Raw genomic sequence first — 15,020 nt, 5'->3', positions numbered from 1 at the left:
TGTGGACCGCTGACCGGGCGGGGAGCGGGCCTGGGAGGCCCGCGCCGACCGCCTAGGCCGACACCGCGCGGCGGGCGCGGGCCAGCGCCAGGCCGCCGAGGGCCAGTCCGGCGACGCCGAGCACCAGGGCCACGATCGCGCCGCCCCGGCCGGAGCCCGAGCCGACGCCGTCGGAGCCGGCGAGCGCCACCGCGCCGATGGCGATCCCTGCCACCGACACCACCACGGACACCAGCGGCCACCGCGGTCCCGCGCCCAGCTTGCGCGCCAGCGCGAGCCCGCCGAGGACCACGCCGATCAGCGCCAGGACCGCCGCGGCCGTGGCCGGGCCGCGCCCCTGGCCGTCGTCGCTCTCGGCCGCGACCGCAACTCGCGCGGCCGCAGGCGCCGCGGACACGAGGACGGCGAGCACGGCGGTCGCGGCGGCGGTGGACAGGTGACGAACGGACATCGGGGACCCCTTCGGTCGCACGGCGGTTGGCGGCGTCAGCGTACGAACCGGCCGGGGCCCGGGGCGTCCTCCAGACGCGGCCGGTTTCCGCTACCACCGCGGCGGTAGCGGCGCCCGGCGACGTCTGCGGCCACAGCACCCGGCTACCGCGGCCGCAGCACCGCGCGCCCCCACGCACCGCGGGGTTTCTCCGAATGGCGTCGAAACGCCCTGGAAGTGCCCCGCCACCCCGGCGTTAGCTGCGGCCATGGCTTCCAAGGTGAGTTCCTCTCCGCAGGCGCGGGGCGCGGGATGGCTGCTGTGCCTGATGTTCGCCACCTTCGTCATCGGCACGGACGACTTCGTCATCGCGGGCGTGCTCCCCGACATCGCCGCCGACCTCGACGTGAGCGAGGCCGCCGCCGGGCAGTTGGTGACGGTCTTCTCGGTCACCTTCGCCGTGGCCGCGCCCGTACTGGCCGTGGCCACCGCGCGGCTGCCCCGCAAGACCCTGATCGTCGGCGGCCTTTCCGCCTTCGCCGTGGCCAACACCGCCACCGCGCTGGCCCCGAACTACGCGACCCTCATGGGCGCCCGCGTGCTGACCGCGCTGATCGCCGCCACCGTCTCCCCCGCTGCCTTCGCCGCGGCGGCGCGGCTGGCGGCGCCGGAGCGGATGGGCCGGGCCATCGGCACGGTCGCGGCGGGGCTCACGCTCTCGCTCTTCACCGCCGTGCCCGCGGGCACGCTGCTGGGCGACGCCTTCGGCTGGCGGTCGACCTTCGTGGCGGTCGCGGTGGCCACCGCGCTGGTGGCGGGGGCGTCCGCCGCGGCGCTGCCCCGGCTGTCCGGGGCACCGCAGCTCGGCGTACGGGGGCAGTTGCGGATCCTGGGCCGCCCGGCGGTCCTGCTCTGCGCCGCCGGCACCGTGGTCTGCGCCGGCAGCGGCCTGATGGTCTACACCTACGTCGCGCCCCTGACCCGGGACCTCACCGGCCGAGGCGGCGGCGTGCTGGCGCTGTTCATCGCCGTGGTCGGCGTCGCCGGGGCGGTGGGCACCGGCGCGGGTGCGCTGCTGACGGACCGCTGGGGCCCGGACCGTACGCTGCGCGCGTCGGTCGCCGGAGTCGTGGCCGCGACCGCGCTGCTGGCCGTCACCGGGGCGACGGGCCGGACGGCGCCGGTGTGGCTGGTGGCGCTCAACCTGGCGGTGTGGGGTTGCGCGGCGTGGAGCTTCACCCCGCCGACGAACACCCGGATCCTGCAACTCGCGGGCGAGGCAGGCACGGAGGCGGTGGCGCTCAACACCAGCGGGCTGTACGTGGGCGTCGCGCTGGCCGGCGCGGGCGGCGGCGCGGCGCTGGCGGTCTCCGACGGCACCGGGGTGGCGGTCACGGCGACGGCGGTGGGCCTGGTCGCGTACGCGGTGACGGCGCTGGCGATCCGCCACTACCCGGCGGGCGCGCCCGACCCGGGAGCGCGGCAGCCCGCTCCCGTGCCCGTATCCCCGCGCCCGCGGCCGGAGGAAATACCGTGAACGCGGGATGAGCCCGCGGCCCCTGGCCGGGGTACGGTCGGGGCACCGGCTGTCCCCGGCCCCCGGGGGTCGACGGCATCCCCGCGCCCGCGTTCAGCGGTCGCTCGCCGTGATCCGCCACGGGCCCCACCACCCGGTCGCGCCCTGCCCGCGCTCCCGCTCCGCGCGGGAGTAGCGGGCGAGGTCGCGGGCCGAGAAGAGGGCCATCCCCGCGTGGAAGCCGGCCACCGGCACCGGCACCCGCGCCCAGTAGGCCAGCCGCCCGTCGACGTACCACTCCACCTCGGAGGTCCCTGCCCGGTAGCCGACCGCGTAGCGGTGCGCCTGCCCGGGTTCCGTGGGCACGTCCATGACGACCCGGTGGATGTAGTGGTCCTCGGGACGGCTCACCCCGGGGATCACCAGCCGCTCGACGACCGCGTACACCGTGTCGTTGGTGGCGGCGGCGTTGATGACGACGCCGGTCCGCAGATCGAAGAGGTTGACGGTGCCGAAGGCGTCGAGCAGGTCGTACGGCACCTGCCCGAAGGTCCGCACCGCCATCTCCACCTCGAACGCCAGCCGCCCCCCGGCCGGCACGTCGAACCGCCGCACCGACCGGTACATCTGCTTGGCGTTGTTGCGCCGCGGGTCGGTGTCGTGGAAGCGGCTGAACGGGTTCACGGTCAGCGTCAGCCGCCCGTCCCCGGTGCGGACCCGGGCGTTGTCGTCCCGGTACTCGTGCCGTACGCCCCCGGCCCCCGTCATCTCCATGACCCGCCAGCGGGCCGGGTCGAGGGCGACGCGGGTGAAGTCGTCGTACGTCCACGTACTTGCCACGGATGCGGAAGTCATACGCCCCACCATCGGCGCGCCCGCGCGGCCCGGAACATCCCGGGTTCACGCGGTCCGCCCGCTCTCCGACGCCAATTCCCGCCGGCGGGGCGGAGTTCCACTCCGTCGTGGGCGGGTCCGAGGGCTGGATCCGGGATCACCGAGGGCAGTTGGGCCGCACGGGCCGCTTCCCTCCCGGGGTGCTCAAGGTCCGTTCCCACGACTGCGATTACCGCTTCCGCCCGCACAGCGGGTACGCCTGGCTGACCGGTCTGACCGGCGAGGACCAGGCGGCGATGGCGGTGATCGCCGAGGGGCTGTACGACTGGGGCGTGCTGCGCGGCATCGGCGTGCGGATCGAGGACGGCCTCGTCATCGCCGAGGACGGCGCCCGGCTGATGTCGGACGGGCTGCCGCGGGACCCGGACGCCGTCGAGGAGTGGATGGGGACTCTGCTCGACGGCGGCCGCCGGGCGGTCTGAGCGGAGAGCCGGGCGGTGCGCCGTCGTCGCCCGCGTCCGGCCCCGCCCGCCCGGCCGTCCCACCGCCCGCAGCGCGGCACGGCGCCGCGGGCGGCTCCGCGTTGGCGCGCCGCGGGTGGCGCCGTGTATCAGCCCTCGCCGAGGCGCAGTGCGCTCGCGCGCTTCTCGGCGCTGCGCCGGCCGGCCGCCCACAGGGTACGGATGTGGCCGAGGTGTCCCGCCATCAGCTCCTGGGCCGCGGTGGCGTTGCCGGCGATCATCAGGTCGAGCAGGGTGAGGTGCTCCTGCGCGGAGTCGACGAGCACGCCGGCGCGGTCGAGGTCCGTCAGGCCGTACAGCCGGGAGCGGTTGCGCAGTTCGGCGACGACGGTGACCAGGTGGTCGTTGCCGGCGAGCGCGAGCAGGTCGAGGTGGAAGCGGCGGTCGGCCTCCAGATAGCCGATGAGGTCGTGGTCCCGGGTGGCCTTGACGATGTCCTCCGCCAGCGGGCGCAACGCCTCCAACTGCTCCTCGGTGGCCACTTCGGTCACCCGGCCCACGGTGGGGACCTCGATCAGCTCGCGGATCTCCGTGTAGTTGTCGAGGTCGCCCTCGGTCATCTCGGTGACGCGGAAGCCCTTGTTGCGTACGGCCTCGACCAGGCCCTCGCGGGCGAGGTCGAGCATCGCCTCGCGCACGGGCGTGGCCGAGACGCCGAACTCCGTGGCCAGCGCGGGCGCGGAGTAGATGACGCCGGGCCGCAGCTCGCCCGCAATCAGCGCGGCCCGCAGGGCGTTGGCGACCTGGTCACGCAGGTGCTTCTGCACCGAGATGAGCTTGCCCCGCTTCGCCTCAGCCATGGTGTTCCCTCCGGGAGCGGCGGGGCCCGCTGCGCGATGTGACATTGCTGTATCGTACTCCGCCCTTCCGCCCCGGCGGCCGGGACCGGGACGGAAGGCGGCTGCGGGTCCGTACGCGGGTAGGGTCCGTACGCGGATGACGCTGCCGGTCAGCCCAGGCCCTCGGCGAGCAGCTTCTCCGTGACGCCCCTGACCACCGCGGCCTGTTCGTCCGCCAGCGGCGAGCGCGGCGGGCGGCAGGGGCCGCCGTGCAGCCCGGCGACGTCCATGGACAGCTTGATCGCCTGGACGAACTCCGGCTTGGAGTCCCAGCGGAGCAGCGGGTGCAGGGCCCGGTAGAGCGGCTTGGCCAGCGCCAGGTCGCCGCCGGTGGCGGCGCGGTAGAGAGTGGCGCAGGCGTCGGGCAGCGCGTTGGGGAAGCCGGCGATCCAGCCGACGGCGCCGGCGATGGCCAGCTCCAGCAGCACGTCGTCCGCGCCGACGAGCAGGTCGAGTCCGGGCGCCAGCTCGGCGAGTTCGTAGGCGCGGCGGACGTCGCCGGTGAACTCCTTGACGGCGACGATGCTCTCCTCGCCGTGTATGGCGGCGAGGAGCGCGGGGGTGAGGTCGGTGCGGGTGTCGTACGGGTTGTTGTACGCGACCACCGGCAGGCCGACCTTCGCCACCTCGGCGTAGTGCGCGCGCACCGCCGCCTCGTCCGCCCGGTACGCGGTGGGCGGGAGCAGCAGGACCGAGCCGGCGCCGGCCTCCGCCGCCCGCTCGGTCCAGCCGCGGGCCTCCGCGCTGCCGTACGCCGCGGCGCCCGCCATGACCCGGTCGCCGTCGCCGGCCGCGGCCACGGCGGTGTGCACCAAGCGGATGCGCTCGTCGTCGGTGAGGGTCTGGTACTCGCCGAGGGAGCCGTTGGTCACGACCCCGTCGCAGCCGGCGTCGAGGAGCCGGCGCACGTGCTCGGCGTAGGCGTCGAAGTCAACGGTCAGGTCGGCGCGCAGCGGGAGCGCGGTGGCGACCATGAGGCCGTGCCAGGGGCGGGACCGTTCCTGTGGGGCAGAAGTCATGGAGCACTCCGGGGTGAGTCGCGGCAGGCAGGCGCGGGCCGCGCGGTCGCGGGCCCGCGAACAACAGTACAATGTCACATGATTCTCTGGATACCCGCCCGGGCGGCCGATGTCCCGGGGCCCGCGCGCCGGGCGCGCCGACGGCCCGGGTGGCGGCGGTGGTGCGCTCCCCTCGCCACCCGGGCTCCGGGCAGGAAGCCGTCGCTCACCTCTTCTTCCGGGCGTCGAGTTCGATGGCGAGCGGGGTGGCGGTGAAGACCGAGGAGTACGTGCCCGCGGCGATGCCGACGAGGAGTGCGAGCGCGAAGTCGGTGAGTGCACCGCCGCCGAGCAGCGCCAGCGCGGCGAGGATGAAGACGGCGCCCATGCCGGTGTTCACCGTGCGCGGCAGGGTCTGCAGGATCGCCGTGTTCGCGGCGGTGCGGAACGGCTTGCGGCGGTCGGCGGCGACGAGTTCGCGGACGCGGTCGTACAGGACGACGGAGTCGTTGACGGAGTAGCCGATGACGGTGAGCAGGGCGGCGAGGAAGATGCCGTCGATGGGCTTGCCGAGCCAGGCGAAGACGCCGACGAGGATCACCGCGTCGTGGACGAGCGCCGCGACCGCGGAGGTGGCGTACGTCCAGCGGAAGCGGACGGCGAGATAGACCAGTTGGGCGGCCAGGGCGACGCCGAGCGCGATGAGCGCGCCGGTGCGCAGCTCCTCGCCGAGGCTGGGCCCGATCATCTCGTCGCGGACCTTCTCCGCGCCGCCGCCCAGCTCGTCCACCGCGGCGGTGACCTCGGCCGCCTCGTCGTCGGAGAGTTCTTCCGTACGGACGGTCAGCTCGCTGTCGCCCGAGGTGTTGACGACGGCACGGGGCTGCCCGGCGTCGGCGAGCGCGGTGCGGGCGTCGTCGGCGTCGACGGGCTGCGTGGTGGCGTACTCGATGAGCCGGCCGCCGGTGAACTCCACGCCGAAGTCCAGCCCGCGGACCACGATGCCGCTGCCGGCCAGCAGCAGGGCGACGCCCGAGAGCGCGAGCCAGCGGCGCGAGTGGCGCATCAGCCTCGGGTCGCGCCGGACCAGCCAGGCCCGTACCCGGCCGTGGCCCGCGATCCCGGAGCGGCCGGGGCGTACCCGAAGGGCGCGGCGGCCCGCGGCGTAATCGGCGAGGACCCGGGTGACGAACAGCGCGCTGAACATCGAGGCCAGCACGCCGATCGCGAGCGTGACGCCGAAGCCGCGCACGGGACCTGAGGCCAGGAAGAAGAGCAGCCCGGCGGCGATGAGCGTGGTGACGTTGGAGTCGGCGATGGCGCTGAACGCCTTGCGGAACCCGCCGGCCAGCGCGGTGCGCACGGTCGGCCGCCGGCCGGCGGCGTACTCCTCCCTGGCCCGCTCGAAGACCAGCACGTTCGCGTCCACGGCCATGCCGATGGCCAGTACGAAGCCGGCGAGCCCGGGCAGCGTGAGGGTGGCGCCGAGGGCGGCCAGGGCGGCGTACGAGATCAGCGCGTAGCAGGCGAGGGCGACGGTGGCCAGGAAGCCCAGCAGCCGGTAGACGACGATGATGAACACCGAGGTGAGGGCGGCACCGATGAGCGCGGCCCAGGCGCTGGCGGAGATCGCCTCGGCGCCGAGGGTCGGGCCGACGGTGCGCTGCTCGACGGTCTCCAGCGGCATGGGAAGGGCGCCGCCGTTGACGAGCAGGGCCAGTTCGCGGGCCTCGTCGCGGCCGAAGTCGCCGGTGATCTGGGTGGAGCCGCCGGTGATGCCGGTGCGGCAGCCGACGCCGGGGTCGACCTGGGGCGAGGAGATGACCTTGCCGTCGAGGACGATGGCGATGCGGCGCTCCGGATCGCCGGGGGGCGCGCACGCGGCGGCGCCGGTCAGCCCGGCCCACCCGGAGCCGCCGTCGCCGTCGAAGCCGACGGTGACGAACCAGCCGCGGGCCTGCTGGGTGTCGAAGAGCGCCTCGGCGTCGGCGACGTCGGCGCCGGTGAGCGCGGCGGGCCCGAGGCGCAGCGGCTGCCCGGCCTCGTCGCGCAGCACCTTGCCGCCTGCTCCCTTGCCGTCTGCCGCGGCGTCGTCCGCGATGCCGAGGACGGGGTGGAAGGTGAGCTGGGCGGTACGGCCGAGGAGGTCGGCGGCCTCGCGGGGGTCCTGGACACCGGGCAGGTCGACGATGATGCGGTCGTCGCCGGAGCGGGTCAGGGTGGGCTCGGTGACGCCGAGGGCGTCGACGCGGTTGCGCAGTACTTCGAGGGTGTGGTCGGTGGTGTCCGCGTCGGCCTCCGCGGCGTCGGAGTCGCGGGCCTCCAGGACGATCTGGGTACCGCCGCGCAGGTCGAGCCCCAGGTGTACGGGGACGAGCACGGCGACGGTGACGGACAGGGCGAGCACGGCGAGGGCCAGCACGGCCCGCACGCGGGTAGCGCGTGTCATGGGGTTTGCTCCAGCCAGGCATGGCGCGGTGGCCCGCGTGCGCGGGGGCGCGCCGGGGTGGATGAAAAGGGGGTGGTGTCAGATGCCTGGAGCCGGCGGAGGTGCTCGTTCCCCACCGGGAGCGGGGCTGAAGCCGGGGAGGGTGCCGCCGTCCGGCGGGGCCGGAGCGGGGACGGAGGGGGTACGAGGGAGGTCGTTCGGGGGCCGGGGTACGGCGACGAACGGCGCGGAGGGCCGCTCCGCGGCGGCGCCGCGCTGGCCCTGCTGGGGCGCGGCGTGGTCCTCGGGCCCGGCCCCCGGGGCGCCGGCGAGGTGCTGATCGGCGCTCGGGGCGGGCTCGCCGACGACGTCGAAGGCGGCACCGTACGACGAAGGACCGCCGTACACCGCCGCCCCGCCACCCTGCCCGGCGCCGACCCCGAGCACACCGGCGACGGCGAGCACGACGGCGACGACCACACCCCGCCACCGGCCCCCACCGGGGGAGCCGGGACCGACCGCGCGCGCGTACCTGCTCATACGCGGTCTCCTAGGTAGCCGGATGGGGCCCGCAGAGCGAGCACGAACAGGCCACCCTACTCACCCCCATCCCACAAAGACACCCGCCCCCGCCGGACCCGGGAGCGGGGAACCGGCCCGGCGGATGCGGCGGCGCATGGGTGAGAGATGTCATGGGCATGTCTATACGCGTAGACGCGGCGGGCCGTTCGAACCTGCGTCAACCGTAGAGCAGTTCGACACCGGCGGACTTCGCCGGCTCTCCGCTCCGTTGCAGATGCTCCTCCTCACCCCCCTGGAGGCCCTGTTGCCCGGATCCTCGGCGATATCCCCGCGCGGCTGGATCGCCGCGCTCGCCCTGCTGGCCCTCGCCCTCGGTGTCGCGCTCGGTGCGGCGCCGCCGGCGGCGGCGTTTCCGCCCGATGTGCCGCCCAAGGCGCAAGTCCAGGCCGAGCTCAACAGCCTGACCGTGGCCGCGGAAGGCTCGATGACCGGCTACTCCCGTGATCTGTTCCCCCACTGGACCACCGTCTCCGGCACCTGCAACACCCGCGAGACGGTCCTCAAGCGCGACGGCACCAACGTCACCACCGGTGCCGACTGCTACCCCACCGGCGGCTCCTGGTACAGCTACTTCGACGGCGTCACCCGCAGCTCGCCCACGCAGATCTCCATCGACCACATCGTGGCCCTGGCCGAGGCCTGGCGCTCCGGCGCCAGCTCCTGGACCACCACCCGCCGCCAGCAGTTCGCCAACGACATCACCGGCCCGCAGCTCATCGCGGTGACCACCGAGGTCAACAGCTCCAAGGGCGACAGCGACCCGGCCGACTGGAAGCCCCCGCGCACCGCGTCCTGGTGCGGATACGCCAAGTTCTGGATCCACACCAAGTACCGCTGGAACCTGAAGATCGACTCCGCGGAGAAGTCCGCGGTGCAGAGCATGCTCAACGGCTGCTCGTACTAGACACCACCGCCGGGCGCCCTGGCCGACTACCGGGGTGCCCGGTGCCGCCGGGTCCGGTCAGCCGAGGGCGCGCAGCACGGCCCGTACGGCTCCCGAGATCCCGCGGCCGATCCACCCGAGTACGCCCAGCGACACGGCCATGTCCGCGCCTTCCACGGCCACGTCCGCCCGGCTCGACCCGGCCTGGCACGCCGGGCACGAACGGGGCCAGCGGCGCTTCCCTGCACCGCACTTCCTGCAAGTCGCCACGAACTCGATCTCCCCGCTGCTCCCGGCCCGAGGGCCCGCACCGCGTCCGGATCAGGTTACACAGCGGGCTGCGGGCCCCCGCGGGTCAGATCGCGCCGGTACCACGTCCCCGGCTTGCCGCCGAGGTGGGCGGGATCCGCCGGTCCTGCGGCCGCGAAACCCGCCTTGACCAGGACGCGCCGGGACGCGGCGTTCCCGTGGACGATGGCCGCCCGCATGGTGTGCAGGCCGTACGCGGCCGGCGCCCGGCGGCACAGCTCGCGGACGGCCTCGGTCGCCAGCCCGCGGCCGGTGGCGTGCTCCGCGACCCGGTAGCCGAGTTCCGCGGTCCCGTCCTCGATGTCTATCAGGTTGAACCTGCCGAGCACCGCGCCGTCCTCCCCGACCAGCACGTGGAAGGCGCAGACGCCGGCCTCCTGCTCCGCCAGCAGCGCGCCGAACCGGTCCGGGAAACGGTCGAAGAAGGCGTCGCCGCGGTCGGGGACCGCGGCCGCGAAGTAGGCACGGTTCGCCAGCTCGAAGGCCAGGACCGCCGCCGCATGTCCGGCACGCAGCCGCTCCAGCTCGGGCATCGTCCGACTCTACCCACGCGGCCACACGGAAAGCCCCCGGTTTTTCGCCGGGGGCGTCAGACGAAGAGGGTGAACATCTTCGCTTCGTAAGGCGCCAGCCCCGCGTGCTCCTCGGCCGCGATACCGGCCCGGCCCCTCGAAGAGACACGTCGAACATGCTGGACACTCCAGAACCGGAACGCCTGCAGACGTCAGAAGTCAGAGGTGAACAGAGGCAGGTCGTACAGGTCGTCGGGCAGGGCGGCGCCGAACGGATAGCCCTCGGTGAGGAACTCGTGCAGGAACTCCGAGAGGGTGGTGCCGTGGTCGGTGAATTCGGGGTCCCGGCCCTTGTTGAGCATGACGGTCCAGCCATCGGGGTCGTCGGTGGCGGCGAGCCAGTAGCCGGTGTCGCCGTTGTCGGTGACCAGGCAGGGATACAGCAGGCCGGGAAGCGCGGCGTCGTCCAGGTGCTCGTGTCCGTGCTCCCAGACGGTGATGTCGGCCACCGCGCGCACCGTGGCGATCAGCTCGGCCTCCCTGCCGAGCAGACTGCCGCCGAGGGCGCCGAGCGGGTGCTGCACCCACAGGAAGTCGAGGAAGCGACCCGGGGGCAGGTGGTCGCACAGTCGCTTGCAGTCGCCGGGCAACTGGTGGCCCAACTCGCCCTCGACCGCGACGGCATCCCCGCCGGGAGGAGGGCGGCGCAGAGCAGGCCGGCGAGGGCGGGGACGACGTAGCCGAGGAGCGCGCCGGGGCTGGGCGGGCCGATCCAGGCCACCTGCTCCGACTGCCGGGAGCTGACCACGGCGAGCGGGGCCAGCGCCGCCGCCACCGCGCCCGCCGTCCACGTCCAGGCCCGCAGGTCCTTGCGGGAGGAGGGCGAGATACGGAGGGTGGCCCCGTGCGCGTCCACGGCGAGCACCGCGAACTCGTGCAGCAGGCAACCGGCAAGGGCCACCGCCCCGTAGCCCGCCCACAGCCGGGTCCTGCGCTCTTCCAGGGCGCGTACGAAGAGCCAGGTCGCCCAGGTGACGGCGGCGCAGACGAGCGCGTACGAGCGGCCTTCCTGCGCGTAGCGCTGCACCGCGGGCAGCAGCGCGAAGGCCACGCCCGCGAGCAGCCCGGCACGGGGTACCGCCAGCCGGCCGCCGAGCAGCGCGACGCCGGCGGCCGCGGCGGACATGGCGAGCAGCGAGGGCAGGCGCAGCGCGTACAGGCTGTCGCCGAACACGGCGAACACCCCGTGCATCAGCAGGTAGTACAGGCCGTGGACCGCGTCCACGGTGGCGAGCGTGTCCAGGAGTTCGGGGAGGCTGCGCCGGGCCATGTCGTACGTGGCGGCCTCGTCCCGCCACATCGACCCCCGGCGGGTGAGCCCCCACAGCCCGAGGACGAGGGTGACGACGGCGGGGACCAGGTGGCCGCCCCGCGGCCGGTGCCGGGCCCGGCGGCGCGCCAGGGCTCCGTGCCGCCGCAGGAGGCACGGTCCGCTCCGGCAGCGCTACTCCGGTGCACCCGGCGCGGACGGACCGACCGCCGCCGCCTCAACCGGCCCCCGCCCCGGCGAGGGCCGGTTTCCGCTTCCGCCACCGGGCCCGGAGCCGAGGCTTCCCCTTCCCGGCCTGGTGTGGCATCTTGTACGTACAACAGATACGTACAAGTTCGGCGCCCGCGCCGTTCCTGATGCCGACGAGGAGGTTGGCGTGAGCGGTCCAGAGAAGTCCAGGGTCCCCCTGTTCGCCACCATGCAGCGCATACCTGGCGGACTGATGCTGATCCCGCTGATCCTCGGCGCGATCTTCGGCACCTTCGCCCCCGGGGCCCTCGGGATCGGCAGCTTCACCACCGCGCTCTTCCAGGACAGCGCGCTGCCCCTCATCGCCCTGCTGATCTTCGCGACGGGTACCCAGGTCTCCCTCCGCACCGGCGGTCCGATCCTCGCCCACGCGGGCACGGTGCTGCTGATGAAGAGCCTGATCCCCGCCACGCTGGTGGTGCTGCTCGGGCTCGGCGTCGGCCTCGACGGGCTGCTCGGCGTCTCGCTGCTCGCCCTGCTCGCCTCGATGGACAACAGCAACGGCGGCCTGTGGCTCGCCTTCTCCGGGCAGTACGGCGACGAGCGGGACCGCGGGGCGTACGTGGCCAGCGCCGTCAACGACGGGCCCTTCCTGACGCTGCTCTTCCTCGGCGCCTCCGGCCTCGGCGACATCCCGTTCCTCGCCCTGCTCGGCGCGATCGTCCCGTTCCTGCTGGGCGTGCTGGTGGGCAACGTCGACGCCGAGTGGCGCAAGGTCGTCCAGCCGGTGCCGAACATCGTCATCCCGTTCTTCGCGTTCTCCCTCGGCACCGGCATCGACCTCGGCGACATCGTCACCGGCGGCGTGACCGGCCTGCTCCTCGGCCTGGTCATCGCGCCGTTCACGGGCTACCTGGTCTACCTCGGATACCGGTACATCCTGCGCCGGGGCACCATGTCCGGCCTCGGCTTCGCCGCCGGCACCACCGCGGGCAACGCCATCGCCACCCCCGCCGTCGTGGCCGCCGCGGACCCCCGTTTCGAGGAGTACGTCGGCACCGCCACGGCGCAGGTCGCGGCGTCGGCCCTGGTCACGGCGATCGTCGCACCGCTGCTCGCGGCGTACATGCTGAAGCGGAAGGGCGCCCTGCGGCTGGGCGGCGTCGCGGAGGAGCCGGGAGACGCAGCCGGCACGGGCGGGGCAGCCGACACAGCCGACGCGGACGACACCGTGCACCATTCCGCGGGCGGCCTCGCGGACCGCCCGGAGCAGGAGCAGCGCGCATGACGTACGAGGTGGCGATCGTCGCCGACGACCTCACCGGCGCCGGCGACACCGCCGTGCAGTTCGCCGAGGCGGGCTGGCCCACCCTGCTGCGGCTGGGCGGCGACCGGCCCGGGGCGGCCGACGGGAGCGGCGGTGACATCTCCGTCGTGGCGATCACCACGGACTCCCGCGCCCGGCCCGACGCCGGGGCGGCCGACCTCGTACGCGAGGCGACCACCGGGCTGCTGCGCAGCGGCGTGACCCACCTCTTCAAGAAGGTGGACTCGACGCTGCGCGGGCCGGTCCGCGCCGAGATCGACGCCATGCTCGACGTGCTCGCCCCCGGCACCGTCGCGCTCGTGTGCCCCGCCTTCCCGGCCGTGGGCCGCACCGTCGTGGACGGCGTCCTGCTGGTCGAAGGACGCCCGGTCAGCGAGACCGCGGTGGGCCGCGACCCGGTGACGCCCGTGACGGTCAGCCATCTGCCGACGCTGCTCGACGCCCCGCTCGTACGCCTCGATCCGCGGGGCACACCCGCCGCCTGGGCCGCGGAGGTCCGCGCGGCGGGCAGCCGGATCGTCGTGCTCGACGCCGCGAGCGACGAGGACCTGGACCGGATCGCGCGTACGGTCGCGGACCTCGGCGAGCGGGCGCTCCCCGTCGGCTCCGCGGGTCTCGCGGGCCCGCTGGCCGCCCGGTGGCGGCCGCGGGAGGCGCAGGCGCCCGGCACCGCGCCGGAGGACAGCGCGGGCGCCGTATCCGCCGGGGACCCCGCGGGCACCGCCCTCGTGGTGGTGACGAGCCTGCACGACGCCTCCCGCGCCCAGGCCGAAGCCCTCGCCGCGTACTCCGCCGAACACCTGCGGCCCACCGCGCGGGACCTCACCGAGGACGACGCGTGGGCCGGGTTCCTCGACCGGGTGCGGACGGCGGCGGCCGGCCGCCCGGCCACGCTGCTGCTGAGCACCCCGGACCGGGGCGCCCCGGCCGTCGACCCGGAGCTGGTCGCCCGCCGGCTCTCGGCCGCCGCCGCGCACGCGGTGGCCGCGGGCGCGGTCGCCGGCCTCGTCGCCACCGGCGGCGACGGCGCCCGCGCGGTCCTGGAGCGCCTCGGCGGGACCGGTATCAGGCTGTACGACACCGTCGAGCCGGGCGTGCCGCTCGGCGTCGTCGTCGGCGGCCCGGCCGCCGGACTGCCCGTGGCCACCAAGGCCGGGGGCTTCGGCAGCCCCGATGTACTGATCAAGGCCGCGCAAGCGGTGCGAACGGAGAGGAGTCACCGGTGAACGACCCGCAGGTGCCCACGCTTGCCCTCACCCTGGGCGACGTGGCCGGAATCGGACCGGAGATCACGGCCCGTACCCTGCTGCACCACGACGAGCTGCGCGGCGTCAGCCGGCCGGTGGTGATCGGCGACGCCGACGCCGTCCGCAGAGCCGTCGCGCTGATCGGCGAGGACCCGGCCGCGGTGCGCGTCGTCGACTCGCCGCGCGACGCCGGGAACGAGCCGGGGACCATCGACCTGGTGCAGGACGGTCCTTCCCTGGGCGCGGTCCCGTACGGCGAACTCAGCGCGGCGGCCGGCGACGGCTCCGCCCGCTTCGTCAAGCGCGCCTGCGCCCTGGCCCGCGACGGGCTGGTCGACGGCATCGTCACCGCGCCGCTGAACAAGGCCGCCATGCACGCCGGCGGCCACCTCTGGCCCGGGCACACCGAGTTGCTGGCGCACGAGTTCGGCGTCGAGAACTTCAGCCTCGTGCTTTCCGCGGGCGAGCTGTACTTCTTCCACCTCACCACCCACGTGTCCCTCACCGAGGCCATCGCCGGGGTCTCCCCCGCGCGTACGGACAACGTCCTGCGCCTCGTCGGTTCGTTCGCCCGCGCCCTCGGCCTGCCCGAGGAGCCGATCGGCGTCGCCGGACTCAACCCGCACGCGGGCGAGAACCGCCTCTTCGGCGACGAGGACGCCGACGTGCTGGCTCCCGCGGTGGAGCGGGCGAACGACGCGGGCATCCGCGCGGTCGGACCGCTGCCCGCCGACGCGCTCATCCCCGCCGCGGTCAGGGGCGCGTGGAAGTTCGTCGTCGTCTGCTACCACGACCAGGGGCACGCCCCCTTCAAGGCGGTGTACGGCGACGACGGCGTGAACATCACCGTCGGCCTGCCCGTCGTCCGGGTCTCCGTCGACCACGGCACCGCCTTCGACATCGCGGGCAAGGGCGTGGCCCGGGAGGCGAGCCTGGTGCTGGCCACCCGGCGCGCGGCCGAACTGGCGCCGGGCTGGGGCCAGGTGTGGCGGACCGCGCAGGCGGGCGAGTCGGCCGCGGCGACCGCGGCGGCCGCCGTGGAGCGGCCGGGGACGGCCTCGTAGACTCCGGGCGA

At 74.7% G+C, this 15,020-nt stretch carries 15 protein-coding genes; 6 read left to right on the top strand and 9 right to left on the bottom strand.

The window, feature by feature from the left end; translation table 11 throughout:
* Positions 1–52: 52 nt before the first annotated feature.
* Positions 53–451, bottom strand: a complete 399-nt coding sequence (locus OG946_RS29565; RefSeq protein ID WP_326799009.1) for a DUF6223 family protein — start codon at positions 449–451, stop codon at positions 53–55.
* A gap of 247 nt (positions 452–698) precedes the next feature.
* Here OG946_RS29565 and OG946_RS29560 point away from each other — a divergent pair, with 247 nt between their 5' ends.
* Positions 699–1,967: an MFS transporter gene (locus OG946_RS29560; protein ID WP_326799008.1), complete on the top strand. Its 1,269-nt coding sequence runs from the start codon at positions 699–701 to the stop codon at positions 1,965–1,967.
* A 93-nt stretch (positions 1,968–2,060) separates the two neighbouring features.
* Here the strand turns inward: OG946_RS29560 and OG946_RS29555 are convergent, their stop codons facing one another.
* Entirely contained in the window at positions 2,061–2,801 is a 741-nt protein-coding gene (locus OG946_RS29555; protein WP_326799007.1) for a DUF6081 family protein, read from the bottom strand.
* 179 nt (positions 2,802–2,980) lie between these two features.
* On the opposite strand from OG946_RS29555, the gene OG946_RS29550 reads away from it, so the two are divergent.
* A complete protein-coding gene (locus tag OG946_RS29550; protein WP_326800484.1) occupies positions 2,981–3,262 on the top strand; it encodes a hypothetical protein in 282 nt (93 codons plus the stop codon).
* A 128-nt stretch (positions 3,263–3,390) separates the two neighbouring features.
* Here the strand turns inward: OG946_RS29550 and OG946_RS29545 are convergent, their stop codons facing one another.
* The 4 genes from OG946_RS29545 to OG946_RS29530 form a co-directional block, all read right to left on the bottom strand.
* Positions 3,391–4,101, bottom strand: coding sequence for a GntR family transcriptional regulator (locus OG946_RS29545; protein ID WP_326799006.1), 711 nt, complete (start codon positions 4,099–4,101; stop codon positions 3,391–3,393).
* A gap of 149 nt (positions 4,102–4,250) precedes the next feature.
* On the bottom strand, positions 4,251–5,114 hold the full coding sequence (locus OG946_RS29540; RefSeq protein ID WP_326800401.1) for a dihydrodipicolinate synthase family protein: 864 nt from the start codon (positions 5,112–5,114) through the stop codon (positions 4,251–4,253).
* A gap of 250 nt (positions 5,115–5,364) precedes the next feature.
* The gene (secD, locus tag OG946_RS29535) at positions 5,365–7,587 is read right to left on the bottom strand and encodes a protein translocase subunit SecD (protein ID WP_326799005.1); all 2,223 of its coding nucleotides are present in this window, start codon (positions 7,585–7,587) and stop codon (positions 5,365–5,367) included.
* A gap of 78 nt (positions 7,588–7,665) precedes the next feature.
* Entirely contained in the window at positions 7,666–8,106 is a 441-nt protein-coding gene (locus OG946_RS29530; protein WP_326799004.1) for a hypothetical protein, read from the bottom strand.
* 283 nt (positions 8,107–8,389) lie between these two features.
* On the opposite strand from OG946_RS29530, the gene OG946_RS29525 reads away from it, so the two are divergent.
* Entirely contained in the window at positions 8,390–9,052 is a 663-nt protein-coding gene (locus OG946_RS29525) for an HNH endonuclease family protein (protein WP_326800400.1), read from the top strand.
* Between the two features lie 305 nt (positions 9,053–9,357).
* Here the strand turns inward: OG946_RS29525 and OG946_RS29520 are convergent, their stop codons facing one another.
* The 3 genes from OG946_RS29520 to OG946_RS29510 form a co-directional block, all read right to left on the bottom strand.
* The gene (locus OG946_RS29520; RefSeq protein ID WP_326799003.1) at positions 9,358–9,873 is read right to left on the bottom strand and encodes a GNAT family N-acetyltransferase; all 516 of its coding nucleotides are present in this window, start codon (positions 9,871–9,873) and stop codon (positions 9,358–9,360) included.
* Positions 9,874–10,064: 191 nt separating this feature from the next.
* Positions 10,065–10,436: a hypothetical protein gene (locus OG946_RS29515; protein WP_326799002.1), complete on the bottom strand. Its 372-nt coding sequence runs from the start codon at positions 10,434–10,436 to the stop codon at positions 10,065–10,067.
* Complete coding sequence (locus OG946_RS29510; protein ID WP_326799001.1) at positions 10,379–11,212, bottom strand: glycosyltransferase family 39 protein; 834 nt, start codon at positions 11,210–11,212, stop codon at positions 10,379–10,381. The genes OG946_RS29515 and OG946_RS29510 overlap by 58 nt, the downstream gene beginning before the upstream one ends.
* A gap of 346 nt (positions 11,213–11,558) precedes the next feature.
* On the opposite strand from OG946_RS29510, the gene OG946_RS29505 reads away from it, so the two are divergent.
* Genes OG946_RS29505 through pdxA form a run of 3 tightly spaced genes read left to right on the top strand, consistent with a single transcriptional unit; the run spans position 11,559 to position 15,009 of the window.
* Positions 11,559–12,659, top strand: coding sequence for a 2-keto-3-deoxygluconate permease (locus tag OG946_RS29505; RefSeq protein WP_326799000.1), 1,101 nt, complete (start codon positions 11,559–11,561; stop codon positions 12,657–12,659).
* Positions 12,656–13,924 (top strand): four-carbon acid sugar kinase family protein, encoded by a 1,269-nt coding sequence (locus OG946_RS29500; protein WP_326798999.1) that lies wholly within the window; start codon positions 12,656–12,658, stop codon positions 13,922–13,924. Before OG946_RS29505 ends, OG946_RS29500 begins: the two co-directional genes overlap by 4 nt.
* Entirely contained in the window at positions 13,921–15,009 is a 1,089-nt protein-coding gene (gene pdxA / locus OG946_RS29495) for a 4-hydroxythreonine-4-phosphate dehydrogenase PdxA (protein ID WP_326798998.1), read from the top strand. Before OG946_RS29500 ends, pdxA begins: the two co-directional genes overlap by 4 nt.
* Positions 15,010–15,020: the final 11 nt, after the last annotated feature.

The sequence above is a fragment of the Streptomyces sp. NBC_01808 genome (assembly GCF_035917395.1).
Taxonomy (GTDB): domain Bacteria; phylum Actinomycetota; class Actinomycetes; order Streptomycetales; family Streptomycetaceae; genus Streptomyces.
The sequence above is the reverse complement of the archived record's forward strand: the minus strand, read 5'-3'. Positions and strand labels throughout refer to the sequence as shown.